This is a genomic window from Pseudomonadota bacterium (genome assembly GCA_016719885.1).
Lineage (GTDB): Bacteria > Pseudomonadota > Gammaproteobacteria.
In genome coordinates this window covers 12,565-36,601 of sequence record JADJYF010000021.1, presented here as the reverse complement: position 1 = coordinate 36,601, position 24,037 = coordinate 12,565, and the positions used below count along the sequence as shown (strand labels likewise).

21 protein-coding genes are annotated in these 24,037 nt (G+C 67.2%); 12 read left to right on the top strand and 9 right to left on the bottom strand.

All coding sequences use genetic code 11. The annotated features are described in order from the left end of the window. Positions 1 to 7: 7 nt before the first annotated feature. Positions 8 to 865: a MoxR family ATPase gene (locus tag IPM80_19995; GenBank protein ID MBK8960634.1), complete on the bottom strand. Its 858-nt coding sequence runs from the start codon at positions 863 to 865 to the stop codon at positions 8 to 10. A gap of 85 nt (positions 866 to 950) precedes the next feature. Here IPM80_19995 and IPM80_19990 point away from each other — a divergent pair, with 85 nt between their 5' ends. Beyond that, entirely contained in the window at positions 951 to 1,772 is an 822-nt protein-coding gene (locus IPM80_19990; protein ID MBK8960633.1) for a sel1 repeat family protein, read from the top strand. A 12-nt stretch (positions 1,773 to 1,784) separates the two neighbouring features. On the opposite strand, the gene IPM80_19985 is transcribed toward IPM80_19990, so the two are convergent. Further along, entirely contained in the window at positions 1,785 to 4,970 is a 3,186-nt protein-coding gene (locus IPM80_19985) for a cyclic nucleotide-binding domain-containing protein (protein MBK8960632.1), read from the bottom strand. Positions 4,971 to 5,009: 39 nt separating this feature from the next. Next, positions 5,010 to 5,216: a YdcH family protein gene (locus tag IPM80_19980; protein ID MBK8960631.1), complete on the bottom strand. Its 207-nt coding sequence runs from the start codon at positions 5,214 to 5,216 to the stop codon at positions 5,010 to 5,012. Positions 5,217 to 5,600: 384 nt separating this feature from the next. On the opposite strand from IPM80_19980, the gene IPM80_19975 reads away from it, so the two are divergent. After that, complete coding sequence (locus IPM80_19975) at positions 5,601 to 9,461, top strand: cyclic nucleotide-binding domain-containing protein (GenBank protein ID MBK8960630.1); 3,861 nt, start codon at positions 5,601 to 5,603, stop codon at positions 9,459 to 9,461. Between the two features lie 27 nt (positions 9,462 to 9,488). Here IPM80_19975 and IPM80_19970 read toward each other — a convergent pair whose 3' ends face one another. The 3 genes from IPM80_19970 to IPM80_19960 all read right to left on the bottom strand — a co-directional run bounded on the left by IPM80_19970 (position 9,489) and on the right by IPM80_19960 (position 10,537). Beyond that, positions 9,489 to 9,827: a DUF3301 domain-containing protein gene (locus IPM80_19970; GenBank protein MBK8960629.1), complete on the bottom strand. Its 339-nt coding sequence runs from the start codon at positions 9,825 to 9,827 to the stop codon at positions 9,489 to 9,491. A 30-nt stretch (positions 9,828 to 9,857) separates the two neighbouring features. After that, positions 9,858 to 9,992 (bottom strand): CPXCG motif-containing cysteine-rich protein, encoded by a 135-nt coding sequence (locus tag IPM80_19965; protein ID MBK8960628.1) that lies wholly within the window; start codon positions 9,990 to 9,992, stop codon positions 9,858 to 9,860. A gap of 62 nt (positions 9,993 to 10,054) precedes the next feature. Beyond that, a complete protein-coding gene (locus IPM80_19960) occupies positions 10,055 to 10,537 on the bottom strand; it encodes a YajQ family cyclic di-GMP-binding protein (protein ID MBK8960627.1) in 483 nt (160 codons plus the stop codon). An 87-nt stretch (positions 10,538 to 10,624) separates the two neighbouring features. On the opposite strand from IPM80_19960, the gene IPM80_19955 reads away from it, so the two are divergent. The 8 genes from IPM80_19955 (at position 10,625) to IPM80_19920 (ending at position 19,721) form a co-directional block, all read left to right on the top strand. Continuing rightward, a complete protein-coding gene (locus tag IPM80_19955; GenBank protein ID MBK8960626.1) occupies positions 10,625 to 11,311 on the top strand; it encodes an HAD family hydrolase in 687 nt (228 codons plus the stop codon). A 52-nt stretch (positions 11,312 to 11,363) separates the two neighbouring features. Continuing rightward, positions 11,364 to 14,255, top strand: coding sequence for an insulinase family protein (locus IPM80_19950; GenBank protein MBK8960625.1), 2,892 nt, complete (start codon positions 11,364 to 11,366; stop codon positions 14,253 to 14,255). 15 nt (positions 14,256 to 14,270) lie between these two features. Next, positions 14,271 to 14,705: a hypothetical protein gene (locus IPM80_19945; GenBank protein ID MBK8960624.1), complete on the top strand. Its 435-nt coding sequence runs from the start codon at positions 14,271 to 14,273 to the stop codon at positions 14,703 to 14,705. Positions 14,706 to 14,806: 101 nt separating this feature from the next. Then, positions 14,807 to 15,865: a phosphotransferase gene (locus IPM80_19940; protein MBK8960623.1), complete on the top strand. Its 1,059-nt coding sequence runs from the start codon at positions 14,807 to 14,809 to the stop codon at positions 15,863 to 15,865. Between the two features lie 109 nt (positions 15,866 to 15,974). Continuing rightward, positions 15,975 to 16,340 carry a hypothetical protein gene (locus tag IPM80_19935; protein MBK8960622.1) on the top strand — a complete coding sequence of 122 codons (366 nt, stop codon included), beginning with the start codon at positions 15,975 to 15,977 and terminating at the stop codon, positions 16,338 to 16,340. 161 nt (positions 16,341 to 16,501) lie between these two features. Then, positions 16,502 to 16,864, top strand: coding sequence for a hypothetical protein (locus IPM80_19930; protein ID MBK8960621.1), 363 nt, complete (start codon positions 16,502 to 16,504; stop codon positions 16,862 to 16,864). Next, the gene (locus IPM80_19925) at positions 16,864 to 19,134 is read left to right on the top strand and encodes a LamG domain-containing protein (GenBank protein MBK8960620.1); all 2,271 of its coding nucleotides are present in this window, start codon (positions 16,864 to 16,866) and stop codon (positions 19,132 to 19,134) included. The genes IPM80_19930 and IPM80_19925 overlap by 1 nt, the downstream gene beginning before the upstream one ends. Positions 19,135 to 19,436: 302 nt before the next feature. Then, positions 19,437 to 19,721 carry a hypothetical protein gene (locus tag IPM80_19920; GenBank protein ID MBK8960619.1) on the top strand — a complete coding sequence of 95 codons (285 nt, stop codon included), beginning with the start codon at positions 19,437 to 19,439 and terminating at the stop codon, positions 19,719 to 19,721. 27 nt (positions 19,722 to 19,748) lie between these two features. Here IPM80_19920 and IPM80_19915 read toward each other — a convergent pair whose 3' ends face one another. Both IPM80_19915 and IPM80_19910 read right to left on the bottom strand, forming a co-directional pair. After that, positions 19,749 to 20,699 carry a paraslipin gene (locus IPM80_19915; GenBank protein MBK8960618.1) on the bottom strand — a complete coding sequence of 317 codons (951 nt, stop codon included), beginning with the start codon at positions 20,697 to 20,699 and terminating at the stop codon, positions 19,749 to 19,751. 19 nt (positions 20,700 to 20,718) lie between these two features. Beyond that, the gene (locus IPM80_19910) at positions 20,719 to 21,156 is read right to left on the bottom strand and encodes an NfeD family protein (GenBank protein MBK8960617.1); all 438 of its coding nucleotides are present in this window, start codon (positions 21,154 to 21,156) and stop codon (positions 20,719 to 20,721) included. A gap of 164 nt (positions 21,157 to 21,320) precedes the next feature. Here IPM80_19910 and IPM80_19905 point away from each other — a divergent pair, with 164 nt between their 5' ends. Beyond that, positions 21,321 to 21,734 carry an acyl-CoA thioesterase gene (locus IPM80_19905; GenBank protein MBK8960616.1) on the top strand — a complete coding sequence of 138 codons (414 nt, stop codon included), beginning with the start codon at positions 21,321 to 21,323 and terminating at the stop codon, positions 21,732 to 21,734. Between the two features lie 52 nt (positions 21,735 to 21,786). Then, positions 21,787 to 22,917 carry a hypothetical protein gene (locus tag IPM80_19900; protein MBK8960615.1) on the top strand — a complete coding sequence of 377 codons (1,131 nt, stop codon included), beginning with the start codon at positions 21,787 to 21,789 and terminating at the stop codon, positions 22,915 to 22,917. Positions 22,918 to 23,086: 169 nt separating this feature from the next. Here the strand turns inward: IPM80_19900 and IPM80_19895 are convergent, their stop codons facing one another. Further along, a complete protein-coding gene (locus IPM80_19895) occupies positions 23,087 to 23,986 on the bottom strand; it encodes a hypothetical protein (protein MBK8960614.1) in 900 nt (299 codons plus the stop codon). Positions 23,987 to 24,037 lie beyond the last annotated feature (51 nt).

Here is a 24,037-nt window from a genome sequence, read left to right as displayed (position 1 = left end):
GAAGAGTTCAGTTAGCACCAGTGCGCCTCGACATGAACACCAGGCGCTCGAACAGGTGCATGTCCTGTTCGTTCTTGAGCATCGCGCCGTAGAGCTTGGGAATGGCGCGACGGGTGTCCTTCTCGCGCAGCGCTTCGGGCGGAATGTCCTCGGCCACCAGCAGCTTGATCCAATCCAGCAGCTCCGAGGTCGACGGGCGCTTCTTCAGGCCCGGGATGTCGCGCAGCTCGAAGAAACACTCGAGAGCCTCGGCCAACAGGTGCTTCTTGATGTCCGGGTAGTGCACGCGAACGATGGCGTCCATGGTGTCGCGATCGGGGAACTGGATGTAATGAAAGAAGCAGCGGCGCAGAAAGGCGTCCGGCAGTTCCTTTTCATTGTTGCTGGTGATGATGATGATCGGCCGGGTCTTGGCCTTCACCACCTGCTTGGTCTCGTAGACGTAGAACTCCATGCGATCGAGTTCGAGCAAGAGGTCGTTAGGGAACTCGATGTCGGCCTTGTCGATTTCGTCGATCAAGAGCACCGGCTGGCCGTCGGATTCGAACGCCTCCCACAGTTTGCCCTTGACGATGTAGTTGGAGATGTCGTGCACCTTGTTGTCGCCAAGCTGCGAATCCCGCAGGCGCGCCACCGCGTCGTATTCATACAGGCCCTGGGCGGCCTTGGTGGTGGACTTGATGTGCCACGGGATCAGCGGACGCCCCAACGAACGCGCGATTTCCTCGGCGAGCATGGTCTTGCCGGTGCCCGGTTCGCCCTTGACTAGCAGCGGCCGCTGCAGGGTGACGGCGGCATTGACGGCCATCATGAGGTCTTCGGTTACGATGTACGTGTCAGTGCCGGAAAAACGTTGGTTCGACATGTCGTCCACAAATGTTGAAAGGTCGAGGCCATTGTAAAACATGGCCGCCGCCAGGATTCAATCATCGCCACGGCGGTCCGCGCGCATGGCGGCGCTGGCATGCGCCACCCTTCTGGGGGTGATGGCCAGCGTCATGGCGCGCGCCGATCTCGATGCCGGCGTCGCCGCGTTTCGCAGTGGTGACTACGGCCTGGCCTTGAGTCACTTGCAGCCCCTGGCGAGCCAGGGCGACGCGCAGGCGCAGTTCTATGTCGGCGTTGCTTACCAGAAAGGGTGGGGGGTGATAGCCGATGCGGACAAGGCCGCGCAATGGTATCGACGCGCCGCCCAGCAAGGCATGAACAAGGCGCAGCACAATCTTGCATTGCTGTACCTGCGTGGCGAGGGCGTGGCAGCGGACGTGGACCAGGCGCGTGATTGGTTCGAGCGGGCCGCGCGCCAAGGCGACATGCGCGCCGCGCACGAACTGGGGCTCATGTATTTTCGCGGCATGGGCGTCGCCCGTGATTTCGGCAAGGCGCGCAGCTGGTGGGAAACCGCCGCCAACGGCGGCGACAGTCGCGCGGCCTACGATCTCGGTATTCTCTATCGTCGCGGCCAGGGTGGCGTGCCGCGCGACGTCGCCGCCAGTATCAAGCTGTGGACCCGCGCCGCGCGCGCCGGACTGCCGGTCGCGCAAAATGCGCTCGGCGCCTGTTATATGAATGGTGACGGCGTCGACGCCGACATGCGGGAAGCATGGGCATGGTTTCGCCTCGCGGCGCAAGGCGGCTTGTCGGTGGCCGAGGTCAATGCCGACATGGTGCGCGGTCAACTCGACGACGCGGGCCTCGCGGCGGCGCGCCAACGTTACGAAGCCTTGCGTGCGCAACTCGCGAATGGCGGCGTGCCGGGCGGCACGCCCTGAGGCTGGCGTCGACTACTGCGATTTGGCCTTTACGAGCTGCTGCTGGATTTCGTCCAGCATGTTCTGCGCATTCTGTTTCTGCTCGGCCTTGGCGGCCGCTGCCCGCGCGCGGATGCGTTCCACCATTTCTTTCTGGCGCGAAAGGATCTCGCGCTGCAGATGGGAGTCCTGCGCTTCTTCGTGCTCGCCTATCCAATCCTTCAGTTCCTTGTGCAGGAGCTGGTTGATTTCGGTCGCGGTGTTGTAGGTGCGTTCGAGCTCGTCCTCGTGTTCTTCCGCGGCGGTGACGATGGCGGTCTCGGCCTCGATGGCCTGGTTGAGCTCACGGTTGGCGGCCGAGGCACGTTCCTGGATCTCGCTGATGGCGTCGTCGATTTCGCGACGCGCGGCGGCGTTGTCGGTGGCGGCCTGGCGCTGACGCGCCTGCGCGAGTTCCTGTTCGGCGGCGGCCTTGTAGGCTTCGGCTTCCTTGCGCACGCGTACCGCCTCGGCCTTGAGCGTGTCGATGCGTTGCGCTTCGGCACGCAGCTTTTCGCGTTCGCGCGCAAACAGCGTCTGCTGTTCGGCCAGCAAGGCCTGCTGCTGTCGTTTGTAGTCCTCGATCATGCGTCGCGCTTCGGCGGCGGTCGCCTCCTTGGCGGCGATGGCGGCGGCGCGCTCCTCGCGCGCACGCTCGAGCTCGGCGGTGGCGCGCGAGACCGCCAGTTCGAACTTGCCGCGCTCGGCGGCGAGCTCCTTGCGCAAGGCGTCGCGCAATTCCGCTTCGCGCCCGGCCTGCAATGATTCGAGGCGGTCGGCCTGCTGCTGGTAGAGCTCGGCCAGACGCCGCTCTTCCTCGCGCAGGCGCGCGGCGGCGACTTCTTCCAGCGCGGCCAGCCGTTGATCGACTTCTTCGTGCTCGCGCGCCACTTCGCGTTCGGCGAGCGCCTGTTGTTCGAGCAGCGTGGCCTTGAGCTTCTCGGCCTCGGCGAGGCGCGTGTTCAGCAGCGCGGCCTCCTGTTCCATGCGCTGCTGCTGTTCCTGCAAGCGTTGACGGCTGGCGGCTTCGACTTCGCTGGCGCGCTGCTGGCGCTCGAGCGTGACCTTCAGTTGTTCGACTTCGGCGAGCTTGTGCTGGAGTTCGGTCGCCTCCTGCTGGATGCGCGCCTGTTCCTCGGCCAGGCGCTGGCGCGCGGCTTCGGCCTGCTGCGCTTCGCGTTGCTGGTCGGCGAGTTCGGCGCGCACGCGCTCGGCGTCGGCGAGACGCTCGTTCAAGCGTCGCGCCTCGTCCTCCATGCGTTTGTGCAGGTCGACCGTGCGCGCCTCGAACTGCAGTTCCTGGGCGCGGGCCTGGGCGGCCATCTCCGCTTGCTGACGCGCCAGCGCTTCACGGCTGGCCTGCTCGCGGGCCGCCACTTCGGCCTGCTGACGTTCGAGCTCGGCGCGTGCCGCCTGCTCGCGGGCGGCGGCTTCGGCGCGCAGGCGCTCGAGTTCCGTGCGGGCCGCCTGTTCACGCTGGTTGGCTTCGGCCTGCAGCCGTTCGAGTTCGCTACGGGCGGCCTGTTCGCGCGCCTGGGCCTCGGCCTGCTGGCGCTCGAGCTCGGCGCGGGTGGCCTGTTCGCGGGCGGCGACCTCGGCCTGGCGACGCTCGATTTCGGCCCGCAGCGCCTGCTCCTGCGCGACGGCCTCGGCCTGGCGGCGTTCGAGCTCGGCGCGCGCGGCCTGTTCGCGCGCCGCCGCCTCGGCCTGTTGGCGCGCGACTTCGGCGAGCGCCGCCTGTTCGCGCGCGCCGAGCGCGGCCTTCAGGCCTTCGGCCTCGGCGACCTTGGTTTGCAGCGCCGCCAGTTCATTGTCCAGGCGTGCACGCTCGCGCTCGAGTTTTTCGGCCACGTAGCGCTCGGCCTCGGCCTTCATGGCCTGGGCCTCGGCCATCATCTTCTGCGCCTGTTCGATGGTGAGGTCGGCCTTGGCGACCTCGGCGCCGAGCGACGAGGCGCGCGCCGCGGCTTCCAGCATGAGGTCCGCGGGCGGCGGCGCGGCGGTCACCACCGGCGCCGTGGCCGACACCACCGGCGCGGCGGCGGGCGGTGGTGCCGGGCTTGTTGTCGCGCCCGGCTCGGCGCTGGCCGCCGCGGCGGGGGCGGTCGGGCTGGCGGTCGCCGCGGCCGGTTCGTCGACCGCGCCACCCTCGACGTAACACACGTCGAAGCCACGCTCGGCGAGCAGGAACGCCGCCGCGGAGCTGCGCCCGCCGCTGTCGCAGTAGGCCACGTAGCTGGCGCCGGCATCGAGCTCGTCGGCCCGCGTACGCAGTACGCCGAGGGGGATGTTCAGACTGCCGGGCAGACCGTTATGGCGGTGCTCGTCCTCGAAGCGCACGTCCAGCCAGCGCGCGCCGGTCGCGACCCTGGCCTCGGCCTCGGCGCGGCTGACGGCGGTCAACAGCGGCGCCTTGATGAGGCGCGTGAAATCGGCCTTGGTCAGGCGCGCCAGTTCGCCGTCGGAGGTCATGCGCACCGTGGCATTGCGCCGCGCGCCCGAGATCAATGCCTCTTCGCCGAAGGTGTCGCCGGGGCCGAGTTCGGCGAGTCGGATCTCGCGCTGGTTACTGCCCTTGCGCACTACTTCGCAGGTGCCGCGCTGCAGCGCGAAGTAGTACTCGCCCGGTTCGCCCTGCTTGATGATTTCCTCGCCGGCCTGCACCTGTATCGGTTCGAGCGTATCGAGCAGGCCTTGGATATTCGACGGCGGGATGCGGGTGAACAGCTCCGACTGCAGTAGCGTCATGAGCCAGTCGGGGTCCTGTGCGGCCTCCATTTCCTCCACTTCCACGCCGCCGGGCAGGGCGTCGTCGCTGTCGGGGGTGTCGAGGCTCAGCAATTGTTCGAGCAGCGAACGGCGCACGCACAGCACGCTGGCCTTGGATTTTGCGACGGCCGTCATCTGTCGGGGCTGAAGCTGCGCCAAGGGCTGAAAGGATGCGCCGTCGCCGCCGCTAACGCGCTTGATGAGGGATTCGTCGGCGAACATCTCCAGTTCGCCCTCGAGCACGTAGAAGGTGAAGTCGTCTCGGTCACCCTGCCTGAACAGGATGTCTTTCTTGCGCAGCTCAATCACTTCCGATTGAGCCAGCAGCCGCGCCTGGCGGTCAGCCGGCAGCTTGTTGAGCGGAACCAGATAACTGAAGCGGGATTTGAGTGATTCTAGGTCGACGGCCATGAGGAGTTTGCTGCTGAAATTTCCCTTCCCGGGCGCAAATCAGGCGTCAAGGTCGGGGATGAGCTGGCTCTTCAAGCGGGCTATCTGGTCCTTGAGCTGCAACTTGCGCTTTTTCATGCGTCGCAGGAGGAGCTGGTCCACGTCGATACGATTGGAGAGCGTGTTGACCACTTCGTCCAGGTCCCGATGCTCGGTCTGCAACTCCAGGATGCGGCGTTGTACGGACTTTGTCTCCTCGCTGACCACGGCTCGCTTCCTGGACTGGCTGACCTCGCCGCATTCTACGCCGATTCATTCGCGACGCGGGCGCGCACCGGCGGCACCGGCCCTGCAAGCGGGGCTGCCGCCGCGCCTGACCATGAGCCCATGCCGGGTCCCGCCTGGCAAGTCTTCACAATCTCACTCCCGTCACAAAACCGAAGGCGCGGGTGTCGCTTCTCGTGACGGCATTCACACTTGCATTGGACCGATCATGAAGCTCGGCCGCTGTAGCGATAGGCTTGAGCCAGTCTGCGGGAGCGACCACGTCGTCGGCCCAAGCCATACCTATAAAAGCCCAGCGCCCAGCGCCAATGCGTGACCCTGATGTCGGCAGTGGAATCTAAATTTGAAAGCCTCGTGGACGGGTTGGTGCCGATGGCCTCCCTCGGCGCGGCCAGCCGCGCCCAGGTCATGGACCAGGCCGAGGTGCTGCGCTATCGGCGCGGTGACATCCTGTTCAAGGAAGGCGACCGCGACGCCTTTGCCATCTACCTGCTCGAGGGACGCCTGGAATTGCGCAGCGGTGGCCAGGTCGTGCAACGCCTGACGGGCGGCACGCCCGCGGCCGCCCACGCCGTCGCCCAGCTGCAGCCGCGCAAGATGACGGCCCGTGCCGAAACCGAGGTCAGCGTGATGCGCGTGGCGCGTGACCTCATCGATCGCCTGCAGGCCGCCGACGGCGCCGGCAGCGCCGGCAGCTACTGCTCGGTACAGGTCGACGAGTTCGAATCGGGCGACGAGGAAGACGGCGACTGGATGACGCGCATGCTGCAGTCCAAGCTGTTCTCGCACCTGCCGGCATCGAACATCCACCGCATCTTCAGCCTGTTCGAAGAAGTCGACGTGCAGGAAGGCGACACCGTCGTCACCCAGGGCGAACCCGGCGACTACTACTACATCATTGCCCAGGGCCGCTGCGAGGTGCTGCGCAGCGCCGGCCCCAGCGCGCCCGGCTACCGCCTGGCCCTGATCGGGCCCGGCGATACCTTCGGTGAAGAAGCGCTGGTGGCCGGCTCGAACCGCAATGCCAGCGTGCGCATGCTGTGCGACGGGCAACTGGTGCGCCTGCCCAAGGAAGCGTTCGTCGAACTCATCCAGAAGCCGCTCCTGAGCGGCGTCACGCGCAAGGAAGGCGAGGCGATACTGGCCACCAAGCCGGCGGTATGGCTGGACGTGCGTTTTCCCGAGGAGTTCCAGCGCGACGGTATCCAGGGCGGCGTCAACTACCCGCTCAATACGTTGCGCATGCATTCCGGTCGACTCGATACCAACTTGACCTACGTGGTCTATTGCGACACCGGCACGCGCAGCGCGGTGGCGGCATTCCTGCTCGCCGAACGCGGATTCGACGTGCATTACCTCGAAGGCGGCCTGATGCGCTACGAAGCGCAGAGCGAAGCGCCGCGGGTTGTCGCGCCCGCCGCCCCGGCCGACGACGAACTCGACATGACCCTGCACGACGACGCCCTCGCGCCCGTCGGCCTGTCGGTGGTGCCGGTGCCGACCTCGCACCAGACCGATGAGGAGCGGATCGCCGATCCGGCGGTGCAGTCGGCGGCGCTACGCGTCGAGATGGCCATCAACGACATGCGCATCGCCGACGCCAGCGCGGCGGCGGCCGGCGTGCCACGCGACCCGACCGTGCACGCGGAGGCTGCCGAGGCCTTGCGCATCGCCACCGAAAAGGCGCGCCGCGAGGCGGAACGCGAGGCCGAAAAGAAAATTGAAGCGGAGCGCCAGCGGGTCGCGGCCGAGATGCAGCGGCAGCGCGCGGAAGTCGAGCGCCGCGCGGCGGAAAAACTGCGCGCCGAGAAAAAGCGCATCCAGGCCGCCGCCGAAGTGGCGCGCCGTGAACTGGCCGAAGCGCAGCGACTCAAGGCTGAAATCGAACAGGCGCGCAGCGAGGCGCAGGCGGCCGCCGTCGCCGCCGCGCAGCGCGATGCGGCCGAAGCGCGCCGCCTCGAGGAAGAATTGGAAAAAGCCCGCGCCGAGGCCGAGGCCGCCGCCGCCGCCCATGCCGCGCGCGACCAGGCCGACAGCGACCGCATCAAGGCCGAGGTCGAGCACGCGCGCCAGGAAGCGGAGGCCGCCGCCGCCGCCGCGGTCGCCGCCGCCCAGCGCGAAACCCTGGAAGCGCAGCGCCTCAAGGATGAACTCGAGCGCGTGCGCGCCGAGGCCGAGGCCGCCGCCGCCGCCCATGCCGCGCGTGACCAGGCCGAGACCGACCGCCTGCGCGCCGAAATCGAACGTGCGCGCCTCGAAGCCGAAGCCGCCGCCACGGCGGCCGCCGACGCTGCCGCCCGCGAAGCCCGGGAAGCGCGGCGCCTCAAGGACGAACTCGAGCGCGCGCGTGCCGAAGTGGAGGCCTCTGCCGCCGCCCATGCCGAGCGTGACCAGGCCGAGACCTCGCGTCTCAAGGCCGAGATCGAGCGCACCCGCGCCGAGGCTGAGGCCGCCGCTGCCGCCGCGCGCGCCGCCGCCGAACGCGAGACCCTGGAAGCCCAGCGTCTCAAGGAAGAACTGGAACGGGCGCGCGCCGAAGTCGAAGCCGCTGCCGTCGCTGCCGCCGAGCGCGAGGCCCAGGAAGCGCAGCGACTGAAGGAAGAACTGGAGCGCGCCCGCGCGCAGGCCGAAGCGGCCGCCGCCGCCGCGTCCGCCGCCGCCGAGCGCGAAGCGCTGCAGACGCAACGCATGAAGGAAGAATTCGAGCGCGCACGGGCCCAGGCCGAGGCCGAGGCCGCCGCCAACGCGGCGCGCGACCAGGCCGAGGCGGAGCGCCTCAAGGCCGAGATTGACCGCGCGCGCGCCGCCGCCGAAGCGCTGGCCGCGGCGGCCGTCGAGCGTGAGCGTGCGGACGCCGAACGCATGCGCGAAGCCCTCGAGCAGGCGCGCGCCGAGGCCGCCGCCGCCGCGCGCGCCGCCGCCGATCGCGAAATGGCCGAGGCCGAGCGCCTGAAAGCGGAACTCGAAGCCGCGCGCGTCGCCGCCGCCGAAGCCGCCGCCGAGGCCGCCGCCAGGGAAGCGGCCGAAGCGCAACGCGTGCGCGAACAACTCGAGCGGGCGCGTGCCGAGACGGAAGCCGCGGTGGCGGAAGCCGCGCGCCGTGAACTGGCCGAGGCGCAGCGCATCAAGGCCGAGATCGAACGGGCCAAGGCCGAGGCCGACGCCGCCGTGCAGGCCGAGCGCGAAGCGCAGCGCGAGCGCGTCGAACAGGTGCGCGCGGAAATGGAGCGGCGCCTGCAGGAAGAAGAGCGCAAGCTGCGCGAAAGCTATGCCTGGCAGGCCGAGGAACTGAAGCGCCTGCAGAGCCAGAAGGCCGATGCCGAAGTGCGTCTGCGCGAAGAACAGGAACGTGTGCGCCAGCAGGCCGAGGAATCGCGCGTGCGGCTGGCCGAAGCGCGCGATTACCAGCGTCGTCTCGAGGAAGTGCAGCAGGTCAGCGCGCGCGAAGCTGAAATGCGCGAGCAACAGCAGCTCGCGCTCGAGACCAAGCTGCGCGAAGAACTGCGCCACAAGGTGCAGACCGAGCGCCGCCAGCTCGAAGAAGAGCTGGCGCGCAATGCCGCTGAACTCGAGCGCGCGCGCCGCGAACGCGAAGCCGCCGAAGCGGCGCGCCGCGCGGCGGCCGCCGAAGCCGAAAAAATCGTCTCCGAGTTCAAGGACGCCCATGCGCGCAAGCGCATGCAGGAAGAGGCCGAGATGCGCTTCGAGCGCGAACGCCTGGAAGCCGACGCGCGACGCCTGCGCCTGGCGCTGGAGCTCGCGCAGCGCGAGAAGCAGGCGGCCGTGCAGCAGCAACGTGAAATCGAAAGCGAAATCGCCGAACTCAAGCGCGGCCCCGACCGCGCCGGCCCCGATGCGCGCGCGGTCGACAGCAACCTGCATCGACTCGAAGAGCAGGCGCGCCACGTGGCCGCGCAGATCGCCGCCAGCGAGCGCGCCCAGGCCGACGCGCAGGCCGCGGCGGTCGCTTCAGCCGGCGACCTGGCCGCCCATCGCGTGCACGAAGAACGCGTGCGCGCCGATCTGAAGAGCGAACTCGACGAGTGGCTCCAGGAGCAGCAGGACAACGAGAACAGCGATATGCAGCGCAGCATCCTGGCCAGCCAGCGCGCCCAGCTCGACCGCATCAAGCAGCGTGCACAGGCGGTGCGCGCCGCGGCCAAGGCCCATGACCAGGCCTTGATCAACGAACTGGCGGACAAACTCCGGCGCGGCGAACCCGATTGAGCCGGCGCCTGCGCCGGCAGCGCTGATTCAGCGCCGCGCCGACAGGTCGATATGGATGTCGCCGTCGGGGTGGTCGAGATGCACCCAGCGCGGCAGCTCGCCGTGCAGACAGATCTCGCCGCGGCGCCGGTCGGCGCCATTGACGCTGAATTCGAAGCGGAACACCCGTTCCAGCATGACTCCGTACTCGGTACGGGCCAAGCCCAGGCGTCGCAGCGACACCGCTTCGTCGAGGCGTTGCACGTCGAGATCCTTGCACACCTCGCGGCTGATGAAATCGACGCGGTCGTGGGCCTGCATGCTCCACCACCACAGGCCGATCACGAGGCCGCCGCCGAACAGCAGCGATAACTCCGCGACGCTCATGCGCGCGCTGCTCCGCGCCCGGGCCGCGCTTCAGTCATCGCCACGGCGTGCCACCAGGCGCACCCGTTCATCGTCATCGACCTCGACGTGCAAGGAGATCGGACGGCAGCAAACCTCACAATCCTCAATGTAATCCTGGCCGGCTTCCGACGGGTCGACCAGCATGCTGATGCGCTCGCCGCAATAGGGGCAGCGCAAGCGTTGTTCGCTCTGCCGCACGGCCCGCCTCAATCGCGGAAATTGGTGAACTGAAACGGCACGCCGAGCTTGGCGTTCCTGATGAGGGCAATCACCGCCTGCAAATCGTCGCGGTTCTTGCCGGTCACGCGCAGCTGGTTCTGCTGCATCTGCGAGGTGACCTTGATCTTGCTGTCCTTGATGAGCTTGTTGAGCTTGCGTCCGGTGTCGGCGTCCACGCCCTCGCGCACGGTCACCGGCAGGCGCGTTTCGGCGATGTTCGAGGCGAAGTCGCCGACCTCCAGGCAATCGATGTCGATACCGCGTTTGGCCAGCCGGGTCTGCAAGATTTCCAACAGTTGCTTGGCTTGAAACTCACCATCGGCGATGATGGTCAACTTGTACTCGTCGCGCTCGACCCGTGCCTTGCTGCCCTTGAAATCGAAGCGCTGTCCGACCTCGCGATTGGCCTGGTCGACAGCGTTGGTGAGTTCGTGTTTGTCGACTTCAGAGACGACATCAAACGATGGCATGGACGGTTCCTTCATTTCGGCCGGTGCGCAAGTATAGCCGCCACCCGACGTCGCATGGATTATTCAACAGCGCCAAGAGCGGCCACGATGTTTGAAGTGATTACCTTCGATCTCGACGACACCCTGTGGGACGCGCGCCCGGCGCTGCTGCGCGCCGAACAGCTCCAGCATGCCTGGATCACCGAGCACGCGCCGCGCCTCGCCGCCGCGCACGACAACGAATCCCTGCGCCACTGGCGCTGGCAACTCGCCAAGACCCATCCCGAGGTCGCGCACGACTTCACCGCCTTGCGCCTGCTGGCGCTGCGCGAACAACTTGCCGCCTACGACTACGATCCGGCGCTGGCCGAGCCCGGCATCGCCCTGTTCGTGCGCGAGCGCAGCGTGGTGACGCTGTTCGACGATGTGCTGCCGACGCTGGCCGACCTCGCGCGTGACCACGTGCTGGTGGCGCTCACCAATGGCAACGCCGACCTTGAAGTGGCCGGCGTCAGTCCCTATTTCGCTTTTTGCATCTCGCCCGCCGAGGCCGGCGTGCAGAAGCCCGATCCGCGCATGTTCGAAGTGGCCCTGGCGCGCGTCGGCGTGCCGGCGGCGCGCGCGGTGCACGTCGGCGATCAGCCGCTGTACGATATCGAGGGCGCGCGGCGCGCGGCCCTGGCGAGCGTGTGGTTGAACCGCGACGGCGAGCCATGGCCCGACGATTACCTGCGGCCCCAGGCCGAGATCGCGTCCCTGACTGAACTGCGCGCCGCGCTGACGCGTATCGCGTGAAGGCGCGCCGCCCCAACATCCTGACATGCCCTGCACAGGCGACCGAGTAACGATGTCCACACCCGCTTTTGAATTGACCGCCACCACCGAGATCGGCTCGCTGGGCATGGAGCTGCGCCAGTACCAGCATGCCGCCACCGGTGCCCGCCACCTGCATTTCGCCTGCAACGACGCCAACAACGCCTTCATGGTGGTGCTGCCGACCTTGCCGCAGGATTCGAGCGGCGTTGCCCACATCCTCGAGCACACCACCCTGTGCGGCAGCCAACGCTACCCGGTGCGCGACCCGTTCTTCATGATGCTGCGCCGTTCCTTGAATACGTTCATGAACGCCTTCACCAGCAGCGACAGCACCGCCTACCCGTTCGCGACACAGAACCGCAAGGACTTTGACAACCTGCTCAAGGTCTATCTCGATGCGGTGTTCTTTCCGAACCTGCATCCGCTCGATTTCGCGCAGGAGGGCTGGCGTCTCGAACTGCGCGACGAACAGGCGGCCGACGAACCACCGCTGGAATTCCACGGCGTGGTCTACAACGAGATGAAGGGGGCGATGAGCTCGCCGCTCGCGCAGCTCTACCATCACCTGCACGCCGCGCTGTTTCCGGACACGGTTTATCGCCACAACAGCGGCGGCGAGCCGCTCGCGATCCCCGATCTCACGCACGCCGCGCTGCGCGATTTCCATGCCCGTCACTATCACCCCGGCAACGCGGTGTTCATGACCTATGGCAGCTTTCCCGAGAGCGAGCATCAACGTCATATCGCCGAACTGGTGCTGGCGCGCTTCACGCGTCCCGAAGGCATCATCATGAGCCCTTTGCAGACGCCGTTCAGCGCGCCGCGCAGCGTCGAGGTGCGTTACGCGGCCGAACAGGAGGACGAGCGCGCCACGCACATCGTGTGGGCGTGGCTGTTGGGCGAAGCGGCTGAGCCCGACGACGTCGTGCAGGCGCACCTGCTGTCATCGATCCTGCTCGAACACAGCGCCTCGCCGCTGCGTCATTTCCTCGAAACCACCGAACTCGCCGATGCGCCGTCGGAACTGTGCGGGGTGGATGACTCGGCGCGCCAACTGGTGTTCGTATGTGGCGTGGAGGGCAGCGATCTCCAACATGCCGATGCGCTGGAGCGCGGCATCATTGAAGTGCTGGAGCGCGTGGCGCGCGAGGGCGTCGATGGCGCGACGCTCGACGCGGTGCTTGACCGCATCGAGATGGCGCAGCGTGACATCGGCGGCGGCAGCTATCCTTTCGGCCTGCAGCTGATGGGCCGCGTGATGCCGGCGGCCATGTATCGCCGCGACCCGGCGCGCCTGCTGGAACTCGACCGGGTGCTGGACAGCCTGCGCCGCGACATCCGCGCGCCGGGCTTCGTGGCCGGCCTGGTGCGGCGCCTGTTGCTGGGCAACCTGCATCGCGTGCGGGTGAGCATGGCGCCCGACGCGGCCAAGGCCGAGCACGACGAAGCGATCGAGCTCGCGCGCCTCGAAGCGTTGGCCAGCCACATGAATGAAGACGCGCGCGCCACGCTGCTGGCGCAGGCCGCGGCGCTGCGTGAGCGCCAGGCGCGCGTGGACGATCCGGACGTGCTGCCGCGCGTGACGCTGGCCGACGTGCCGGCGCCGACGCCGGCGCCGCGCGCCGTGCTCAGCAGCCACCAGGGCGTCGAAGTGCATCGCTACGATTGCGCGGCCAACGGCATTTTCCGCATGCAGCTGGTGTACGACCTGCCGGATCTCTCGGCCGATGAACTGCGCGTGTTGCCGCTGCTGTCGGAATACCTGACCGAGTTCGGACACGGCGACGAGGATTACCTGGCGGTGCAGACACGCCGCGCGCTGTCCGGCAGCTTCGGTACCAACACCATGGCGCGCGCGCCGGTGGCCGGCGGCGCGCTGCGCGGCTGGTTCGTGATCACCGGCAAGGGTCTCGCGCGCAAGCGCGACGAGGTCATCGCCATCGTCAACGAAATGCTCGACGGCGTGCGTTTCGATGAAGTCGAACACCTGCGCGAATTGCTGCTGCAGTCGCGCGCCGAAGCCGAACAGTCGCTCACCGATCGCGGGCATCAGCTGGCCGTGATCAGCGCCGCGCGCGGCTTTTCGGACGGCGCCGCGCTGGATGACCTGTGGGATGGTCCTGCCGCCCATCACATCCTGAAAGAACTGGCGGCGGCCGAGGATGACGCCACCCTCGCGAGGCTGTTTGCGCTGTTCGCGTCGATACGCGGCAAGCTGCGCCATGCGCCGCGACGCGTGGCGCTGTTCGGCGACGCAACGGTGCTGGACGGCGCCGCGCCGCTGGCGGCGGGTGTCGGCGCACCGCGCCTGCCGCTGTGCGCGCCGTTCGTCGCGCGCATCGCCGCGGGCTCGCCGTGCAATGGCTGGCTGATCAATTCGCAGGTCAATTTCTCCGCCAAGGCCTACGCCGCGGTTGCCGAGGATCACGCCGACGCGCCGCTGCTCGCGGTGCTTGGCCGCTACCTGCAGGATGGCTTCCTGCACGGCGAGATCCGCGAGAAGGGCGGCGCCTATGGTTCCGGCGCGAGCTACGACACCGACAGCGCGACCTTCCGCTTTTATTCCTATCGCGACCCGCGCGCGCTGGCGACCTTAAACGATTTCGACAGGGCCTTGGCGTGGTTCGAAGAGGACGACGACAAGCAGCGCCTCGAGGAAGCGGTGCTCGGCACCATACGCGCGCTCGATCAGCCGCGTTCACCGGCCGGCGAGTGCGAGCGCGCCTTCACCAATGCGCTGTACGGCCGCGACGATGCGTTTCGTGAGCGTTTCCGCGCGCGCGTGCTGGCCGCCGATCACGCGGCCCTGCGCGCGGTGGCGGCCCGTTACCTGGCGCCCGGCAGCGGCCGCGTGGCGGTGGTGTGCAGCAGCGCGAGCGAAGGCGATTTCGCCGCGGCCGATCTCACTTTCGGCAAACTCTGAGCACGAGGATCGGCCATGGAAGTCAGCTTTGAGGAAGGCGCGGCGGGCTTTCACGAGGCGCGCGCGCTGCTCGCCATCGCGCGCGCCACACCACCGGAAGAATTTACCGCCGATCACGAAAGCGCGGTGCTGGATGCCTTGAAGACCGCCGGCGAAGTGCATCTCGCACGCGACGAATTCACGGCGCTGCGCGCCGAGTTCGAAGTCGACGACAGCGCGCGCGGCGCGGCCGCCGAGGAAGACGGCTGGTGGGCGCGCGTGTTCGGGCCTTCGCGCCGCGAGCAGTTGATGTCGGCACAGCGCAGCCTCGCCCTGGAACGCGCCAGCCGCGCCGAGCAGGCCTCCTTCGAGGCGCTGGCCGAGACCGCGCGCGTGGCACGCGAGCGCGACGCCGCCCACGCGCGCATCGCCGAGCTCGAGCGCGAGCTCCACGCGCTGCGCCAGGCGTGAAGCGCGCCAGGCGCGATGGGCAAGCGCACTTGCACTCGCGGCGTGGGGCAAGGTCGATCATCGAACCGGCGCCGTAGCGCGCAACGAGGAATTCCCCGCAGGTGACAGCCGCAGATCCGTCCTCCTGGCGCAGCGCCGCCGACGCCGTGCTCACGCATTACGCGCTCGATGTCACGCACATCGCGCACATCACCCAGGGCCTGGTCAACCTGACCTTGAAGGTCACGACCCGCGATGGCCGGCATTACGCCTTGCAGCGCCTGCACCCGGTGTTCGGCGCGGGCGTCAATCACAACATCGAAGCGGTGTGTGCCCATCTCGCCGCGCGCGGCATGCTGACGCCGCAACTCGTACGCACCCGTGACGATGCCTTGGCCGTCGAGCACGCGGGTGGGCGCTGGCGCGTGATGACCTGGGTGGAGGGTCGCGCCTTCGATTTCCTCGACACGCCGGCCCAGGCCCAGGCGGCCGGCGAACTGCTGGCGCGCTTCCATGCCGCGCTCGTCGATTTCCCCCATGCGCTGCGCATCGAGCGCGCACCCATCCACGACTTCGCGCGCCATCGAGCGCGTCTCGACGCGGCGCTGGGCGTGGCCGGCGACCATCGCCTCGGCGGCGAGGTGCGCGTGGCCTGCGATGACATCGACGCCCTGCGCGGCGCGCATGCGGCGCCCGCCGCCACCGCGCCGCGGCTCGTGCACGGCGATCCCAAGATCTCCAACCTGTTGTTCGATGCGGCCGGCACGCACGCGCTGTGCCTGGTCGACCTCGACACGCTTGCGCCCATGGCCTTGCCGCTGGAACTCGGCGATGCCATGCGATCATGGTGCAATCCGCGCCGCGAGGACGACCCGCTGGCGCGTTTCGAACTGCCGCTGTTCACGGCCGCGATGCATGGCTACGGGCGCGTCGCACGCGCCTTCGTCAGCGCCGGGGAAATCGCCGCCATGGTGCCCGCCACGCTCGAGATCCATCTCGAGCTCGCGGTGCGTTTCCTGGTCGATGCGCTGGAAGAGAGCTATTTCGGTTGGGACGCCAGCCGTTACGATTCGCGCGGCGCACACAACCTGGCGCGCGCCCGCGGTCAGCTCGCCGCCGCCGGTTCGCTGATCGCGCAACTCGACGCCGCACAGGAGGCCGTGGTTCACGCTTTTGCGTGACGCAACGTCACAACGCTCACCTATACTCGAAATGACGACGCGCGGGCGATGGTGACGGGTAATGGCAATCCGGCGGCGAATCACGCAATGCGCTGGCCTGGCGACGGCCGTGCTGCTCGGCGCCTGCACGCAGGTCGAAGTGCGCTATCCCGACGGGCGCACGCAAACCATGAGCAAGGCCGAGTTCAAGGCCTACGCGGAAACGGTGTTTCGCCGTCAGAACCGCGTGGTCGACCGCTTGATTCGCGCCGACGTCGGCCTCGGCAACGAAGGCCTCGCATCGGACGCGCGCCTGCTGCGCGCCGAAGAGGCGATGGAAGACGCCTGCCGGCCGCTGATCGACCTGGTCAGCGCCAAGGCCGAAGGGCGCAAGATGGATCTCCTCGACAAACTCGAGATGCCTAGCGCCGCACCGGCCTGCGATCGCGCGGTGAAAGACCTGGAAGCACTGCTGCCGACAGCGCCGACGTTTTGATTGTTCGACCGGGTGTCAGACGTAGGTGCGAATTCATTCGCACATCCATGCATGGCGCGAGCGTCGGGGAGCAGCGGTGAATGTGCGAATGAATTCGCACCTACAGGTCGACTGAAACACGCGGTTATACTCGCCCTTTGCTTCACTGCTCCGGGGGAACCATGACCACCACCGCCTTGCCGGCCGATCGCCAGCTGCTCGTCTATGCGCGCTTCACCGAAGAACTCCGGGCCGAGATGCGGCCCTTGATCACCGAAGACCTCATCGAAGAACACCGCCGCCGGCCCTTGGGGCAGCACAGCGATACGCTCATGCGGCTCTTGAACATGTTCCGCCGCGCGCCGGCCTATGCCTTGTACTCGCGCGTGCCGTGTCGCGAATTCCAGGTCATCCGCCTGCCGGTCAGCGAAGGCTCCGAGCCGACGCCGGTGGATGATGTCGTCTACACCGACCAGAACGAGGCCTTGCACGCGGTGTTCCTGCGCAACCTCGAAGATCTCATGCGCAGCACAGGAGCCAAGTAATGGCCAACACCCCTTTCATCACCGGTTACGTCGACAGCCTCTCGGTACGTGCGGGCGAGAGCGTGCAATTCATGGTCAGCGCCGAAGGCGTCGCCGAAGCCCAGGTGCAGCTCGTGCGTCTCATCCACGGCGACATGGCGCCCGGCGGACCGGGCTTCGTCGAACGCGAAGTGGCGGCCAGCATGAACGGCACGGTCGCGCTCACGACCCAGTTCACCCAGACCGGCAGTTTCGTGCGTGTCGCCGACCCGGCAGGGCGCCTGACGCCGGCCGGCAGTTTCACCGTGCATGCCTTCGTGTGGGCGACCACGCCCGGCAAGGGCAGGGCGGGCCTGGTCACGCAGTTCGATGCGGCCAGCCGTCGCGGCTATGGCCTCGGCCTCAACGAGAACGGCTGCCTGTCGTTCTGGGCCGGTGACGGCCAGGCGGTGCACGAGGTGGCCAGCGAGCGGGCGCTCACGCCGCGCATCTGGTACTTCGTGGCGGCGGCCTTCGATGCCGAGAAGGGCACGGTCGAGCTCTACCAGGAGGCGGTGGTCAACGCCTACAACAGTCATTTGAGCCCGCTGCTCGAGTTGGACGACGGCACGCGCGTCGCTGGTGCACTGGCGTTGACGCCACAAGCGGCCGGCGTCGATCTGCTGCTGGCGGGCTTCCATGACCAGCGCGCGGGCCACGGTCCGGTGGTGGTGGGCCTGTTCAACGGCAAGCTGGACCGCCCCGGCATCCAGGCCGGCGCGCTGGGCTTGGCCGAGCTCACACGCCTCAAGGAAGGCCAGGCGCCGCAGGGCGCCAGCACGGTCGCCTACTGGGATACCAGCGCCGGCTACACCGACGATGGCATCGGCGACCGCGTGGTCGACACCGGCCCCCATGGGTTGCACGGCCAGGGTTACAACCGCCCGGTGCGCGCCATGACCGGCTGGAACTGGCGCGGCAAGGACGATTGCTTCCGCCTGGCGCCGGCGCAGTACGGCGGCATCTATTTCAACGACGACGCGATCATCGATTGCCGCTGGCAGCCGACTTTCCGCTGGACGGTGCCGGCGGATCTCAAGAGCGGCGTGTACGCGGCGCGCCTGCGCGGCGGCGGCGTCGAGGACCACGTCACGTTCTTCGTGCGCCCCACCACCGCGACCGCCAAGGTCGCGATGCTGATGCCGACCGCGAGCTACCTCGCCTACGCCAACGAGCGTTTCGTGCTGGGCGACCCGGGCGTGGTGGAAGCCATCACCGGTCACGGCCTCATCCTGCACGACGACGACTATTTCCTCGGCGCCCATCCCGAGTTCGGCGCCTCGACCTATGACCACCATGCCGACGGCGCGGGCGTCTGCTACACCTCCTACCGGCGCCCGATCATGGGCCTGCGCCCGCGTCACCGCATGGCGGCGACCGGCGTGCCGTGGCAGTTCGCGGCCGACATGTCCATCGTCTGGTGGCTGGAGCAGTGCGGGCACGACTTCGACGTCATCACCGACGAGGATCTCGACCGCGAGGGCGCGGCCCTGCTTGCGCCGTACAACGTGGTGCTGAACGGCACGCACTCCGAGTACTACTCGGAGCGCATGATGGACGCCACCGACCAGTACCTGGCCCGGGGTGGGCGCGTGATGTACCTCGGCGCCAACGGCTATTACTGGGTGGTGGGTTTCCGCCCCGACGAGCCCTGGTGCATGGAAGTGCGCAAGCTCAATTCCGGCTCGCGCGCCTGGCAGGCGGCGCCCGGCGAGTACTACCTGGCCTCGACCGGCGAGAAGAGCGGCATCTGGCGCGACCGCGGCCGCGCGCCGCAGAAATCCATGGGCGTGGGCTTCACCAGCGAAGGCATGGACGAGTGCAAGCCCTACCGGCGCCTGCCGGATTCCTACGATCCGCGCGTCTCCTACATCTTCGAAGGGGTGGGCGAGAAGTTCGGCGATCACGGCCTGGCCTTGGGCGGCGCCGCCGGCCTCGAGCTGGATCGCTACGATCTCATGTGGGGCACGCCGCCCGACACCTTCCTGCTGGCGGCCTCCAGCGGCCACTCCGACAACTATCCCCACGTCGGCGAGGAAGTGATGTTCAACCTGCCCGGCATGGGCGGTACCCAGGACTTCCAGATCCGGGCCGACATGACCCTGTTCAAGAGTCGCGCTGGCGGCGCGGTGTTCTCGACCGGCTCGATTGCCTGGGGTCAGGCCCTGCCCTGGAACAACGGTGACAACGATGTCGCCCGCCTCACGAAGAACGTTCTCGACCGTTTCGTGCGCGACGAAGACGTGGCGTAAACACCGAGAAATCGCCTTGGCCTTGTGGTGCGGATCACGCCCCTCCACAAGGCTTTTTTCGCGCTGGCCGGCCCCGATTTCGCGTGTTAGTGTTCAGCACGCAGGGGAGTCGATAGATATAAAAAAGAAGTGCCCAAACTCACCGAGCTGAGCTTGCCTCTTTGATTTCTGATCTCTAACACCCCGCACGAGTCGGCCACAGAGCCGCATGCCTGCCCGCGTGTACGCGCGGGTGTTCCTGCACCGCCCAGAGCCACGCTGCCGTGTGCCTGCAGGCGGTGCGCCGCAGATGGAGACCAAGCATGAGTGCGATTCCGAAAATTGACGAGGCCAAGCTGGACAGCGCATCGGGCACCCCGCCGGCCATCTACCACGTCACCAAGCTCGAAAAGTGCAAACTGGACCAGGCCGGCCCGAGTGGCTATCGCTACGTGATCGAAGGCGGCTACGCGCCCATTACCGGTTTCCATATCGGCAGCAAGGATGCCGTCATGGTGCATGCCTCGGCGCTGGCCAAGGAAATGAACAACCGTCGCGGCGTGAAGGGCACCCGCCACATCGTGATCGGCAAGCCCAAGCAGGCTTGAGCCTCAGACCCACGACGACGCGCGACGCTAGCCGCGCGTCGTCGTCACCGCCGGCGCTTCAGTCTTGCCGGCCGCTATCACACTGGTCGCCACGCTGATCATCGACGAGATGTCGGCAAGATTGGCCGGCACGATCAAGGTGCCCTTGGCGTCCCGCGCCAGCTGACCGAATTCCCGGATGTACTGCTCGGCGATGCGCAACTGCATGGCCTGGGAGCCGCCGTCGCTGCCGAGCGCATTGGCGACGCTGCGCAGGCCTTCCGCCGTCGCACTCGCGATGGACATGATGGCCGCCGCCTGGCCTTCCGCTTCGTTGATCTGCTGTTGCTTGCTGGCCTCCGAAGCCTTGATCACGCGTTGCTTCTCGCCCTCGGCCTGGTTGATGGCGGCGTCGCGCTCGCCTTCCGAGGCCAGCACCACCGCGCGCTTCTCGCGCTCGGCGCGCATCTGCTTTTCCATCGCGGTCAACACGTCGTGCGGCGGGTTGATGTTGCGGATCTCGTAGCGCAGCACTTTCACGCCCCATGGCTCGGAAGCCTTGTCTAGCTCGCTGACCACGTTGCCGTTGATGGTGGCGCGTTCCTCGAAGGTGCGGTCGAGATCAATCTTGCCTATCTCGCTGCGCAGGGTGGTCTGCGCGAGCTGGATCAAGGCGAACTTGTAATTGGTGATGCCGTAGGACGCCTTGTTCGCTTCCAGCACCTGCATGTACAGGATGCCGTCCACGCCGACCTGCACGTTGTCCTTGGTGATGCACACCTGCTCGGGGATATCGAGCGCCTCTTCCTTCAGGTTCAACCGATAGGCGATGCGTTCCACGAATGGCACCAGGATGTGAAAGCCCGCATGCAGGGTGCGGCTGTAACGGCCGAGGTTCTCGACCACGTAGCCACTCTGCTGCGGCACGATGGTGGCGGTCTTGGCGATGACGATGATGACCAGGATGGCGATGGTCAGAACGACGTAGATGGTTTCCATGGGAGCTCCTGCGGTGAAGTCAGCGCGGATTGCGGATGTGCAGCGTGAGGCCGGTGGTTTCCCACACTTCGGCTTCGACGCCGGCCTCGATGGGCGCGCTGTCGGTGTTGCGCGCGCTCCAGGTGGTGCCGCGGTATTCGACGCGACAACTCGCGCCGGGCGCGAGGCGCTCGGGCACGGCGATACGATCGCCGAGGATCAGGCGTTCTTCGACATTGCCGTCGGCGCCCTTGAACTTGTCGTACAGGCGCGCGCGGAACAGCGCCATCATGGTCAGCGCCAGCGCCGCGAAGCTGATCCATTGCGCCCATTCCGGCAGCGCCACGCCGGCCACGCCCAGCAGGCCGACCACGATCGCCGCCGCGCCGATGAATACCAGGTAGAACTGCGCTGACACGCCGAGCATCTCGGCGCCAAACAGCAAGGTGCCCGTCACCATCCATCCCCACCACGGCATGTTCGTTTCCTCGCGCACGATGGGCCCAGCGCCCCGTATCCCATCGTGACTTCTGCGCCCGATGCTTGCAAGCCACGCCCCCACGGTCGGGCAATTGTCAAAGCCCGGGTCCAATCGTTAATGTCCCTCCAACATCAAGCAGGCCACCAGGCGAGGACTCATCCGTGCCCTATACCCACCGCATCCGCGTGCGCTACGGCGAATGCGATCAGCAAGGCGTGGTGTTCAATCCGAACTACATGGTCTACATGGACGACGCCGCCGAGAACTGGGTCAGCAGCCTCGCGCCCAGCGGCAATTTTCTCGACCTCGGCTGGGACTGGATGGTGGTGCGCTCGGTCATCGAATGGCAGGCGCCGGCCCATCATGGCGAAACCTTGCACATCGAAGTCGCCATCGTGCGCTATGGCAGCACCTCGTTCGAGATTGGCTATGTCGGCACGGTGGAAGAGCGCGCGGTGTTCAAGGCGCGCAGCGTGTGCGTGAGCGTGAAAGCCGGCACCACCGAGAAATTCGTCACGCCCGAACACATCAAGGCACTGCTGGGGCCCGCCGAGGCGTGGGACGTGCCGAGTTGACGAACGTGCGAATGAACTCGCACCTACATCAGAATCATTGGAATCTCGAAACATGATCACCGCCTTCGACGACTACCTCATCCATCAAACGCCGCTGGCGCTCGCCCACGTCGGCACCACCGATTCGAACGCCTACGATCGTTATTTCCTGGAAGGCTTCATCGCCGATGGCTCCCTGATCTTCGGCGGCGCCTTCGGCCTCTATCCCAACCGCGACGTGATGGACGCCGCCTTCAGTGTCAGCTTCGAAGGCACGCAGTATTCATTGTTCACCAGCGGCCGCGCGCCGGTGGAACGCGGCGATTCGGCGGTCGGCCCGATCAAGGTCGAGATTTTGCAGCCCATGCGCAGTCTGCGTCTGCTGGTGAACGATCGCGAACGCGGCTTCATCGCCGAGCTCACGTTCCAGGCCATCACCGGCGCCATCGACGAAGGCCGCCAGACCATGACCGATGGCCCGCGCACCTCGGTCGATCTGACGCGCTATTCGCAGCTCGGCCGCTGGTCGGGCTTCATCGAAGTGAAGGGCCGCCGCATCGACCTCGATGGCAAGGAAGTGCTGGGCGTGCGCGACCATTCGTGGGGCGTGCGTCCGCTGGGCGGTGGCGGCAGCACGCGCTGGGCGCCGCAGATCCACTGGTACTGGGGCCCGATCTTCTTCGGCGACGAATGCATGCACTGGCATTTGAACGACAGCGCCGAGGGCGAGATCCAGGATCGCTTCCTGGCGCTGGTCCCGCGCGTGGAAGCGGCCGGCACGGGCCCGCTCTACATGCGCGACACCGGCGGCGAATACTTGATCCCCGTCGCCTTCACGCCGCGCTATCGCCGTGGCACACGACGCCTCGAGCACCTGGCCGTGCAACTCAACGACAAGCGCGGCCCGCGCATGACGCTGGAATTCATCCCCAACCCGAGCGTGCTGTTCTCGCTGATGGGCCTGGGCTACACCAACAAGGCCTGGGAACACGGCGCCTGGCGCGGCGAAGCCATGGTCGACGAGAACGCCTGGCCCGGCCACGAGCAGTCACCGCTGTTCCCGCGCAACGGGCACATGCACCACGTGTGCAAGGTGGTGCGCGACGATGGGGTCGAGGGCTCGGCGATACTCGAGCAGTGCTTCTTCGGGCCGCACAAGCCGAGTGGGCTTTCGGGGGTGACGGAGGGGTGGCAGGGGAGTTGATGGTTATCGCCGTGGGCGACCGTTCCGCAGGTGCGAACCCATTCGCGCCCGTGTTTCAGTTTCGGTGTGCGAACAAGTTCGCACCTACAGGGAGACGCCATGCGTGGCGTCGCCGTAATGGCTGACGCCCTGTAGGTGCGAATTCATTCGCACATTCATCACGCTCGCCTCACGGCTTCGTGAACGTCTTCAGCCAGGTGAGATTGGCCGGCAGTGCCCAGTTCGCCGAACTCGACTTCCAGTTGGCGTCGAGCTTGTTCTGGCTGCCGTTGCAATCGCTGGGGAAGCGTTGGTAACAGTGGTCGGCGGACTTGTCCTTGACCTGGGAGTTCTTGACCATGATCCAGCCGCTGCCGTTGCTGTTCAGGCACACGTAGTCCTTGGCGCCGCACACCTTGCCGGTGATGGTTTGTGAGGCTTTGCGTACGCCGCTGGCATTGCCGTTGCCGAAGATGTCCTTTTCGCCGTTGACGATGCGCAGCGCCTTGGCCGACAGCTTGTGCTTGCCGTTGTTCATGCAACTGGTCATGTCGTACTGCGGGCTGTAGTTCGTGAATGCGCCCATGCCGTACACCGCTTTCACGCGCGTGTCGGTGTTCTTGGCGAGGATGGCGGCGATCGAGCCCTGGCTGAAGCCGCTGACCACGATGCCCTTGCTGCAGTCGCCGCGCGCGCACAGCTTGCGGATGGCGCTGGCAGCACTCGCGGGTTTGAACACGCAGGCGGCTTTCTGGGCGATTTGCGCGCAGGTGCCGAAGGTCTCGCTGCGGTACTGCACCGAGGCCGCCACGAAGCCGCGCGCGCCCATGTAGGCGATGGCGGCCTTGGCCTGGGCGTTGTCATGGGATTCGTTGGTGCCGTTCAAGTAGATGAACACCGGGTGCTTGAGCTTGTCGCTCGGCGTGACGCCGGTGATGGCGTAGGTGGTGTCACAGGCGGCGCCGCTGCCCGAGCCTTTATAGGTGTCGCTGAACGCGGTGGTGGCGGACAAGGCCGAAGCCGCGAAGGCGAGCCCCAGCACGAGCACGAGGCTGCGCGCCGCCAGGATGAAGGGGAATTGTCGATGCATGAGCTTTGTCCTTGAAGCCGCGCGTGCCGCGATCGCGGCAAGCATCCTCCC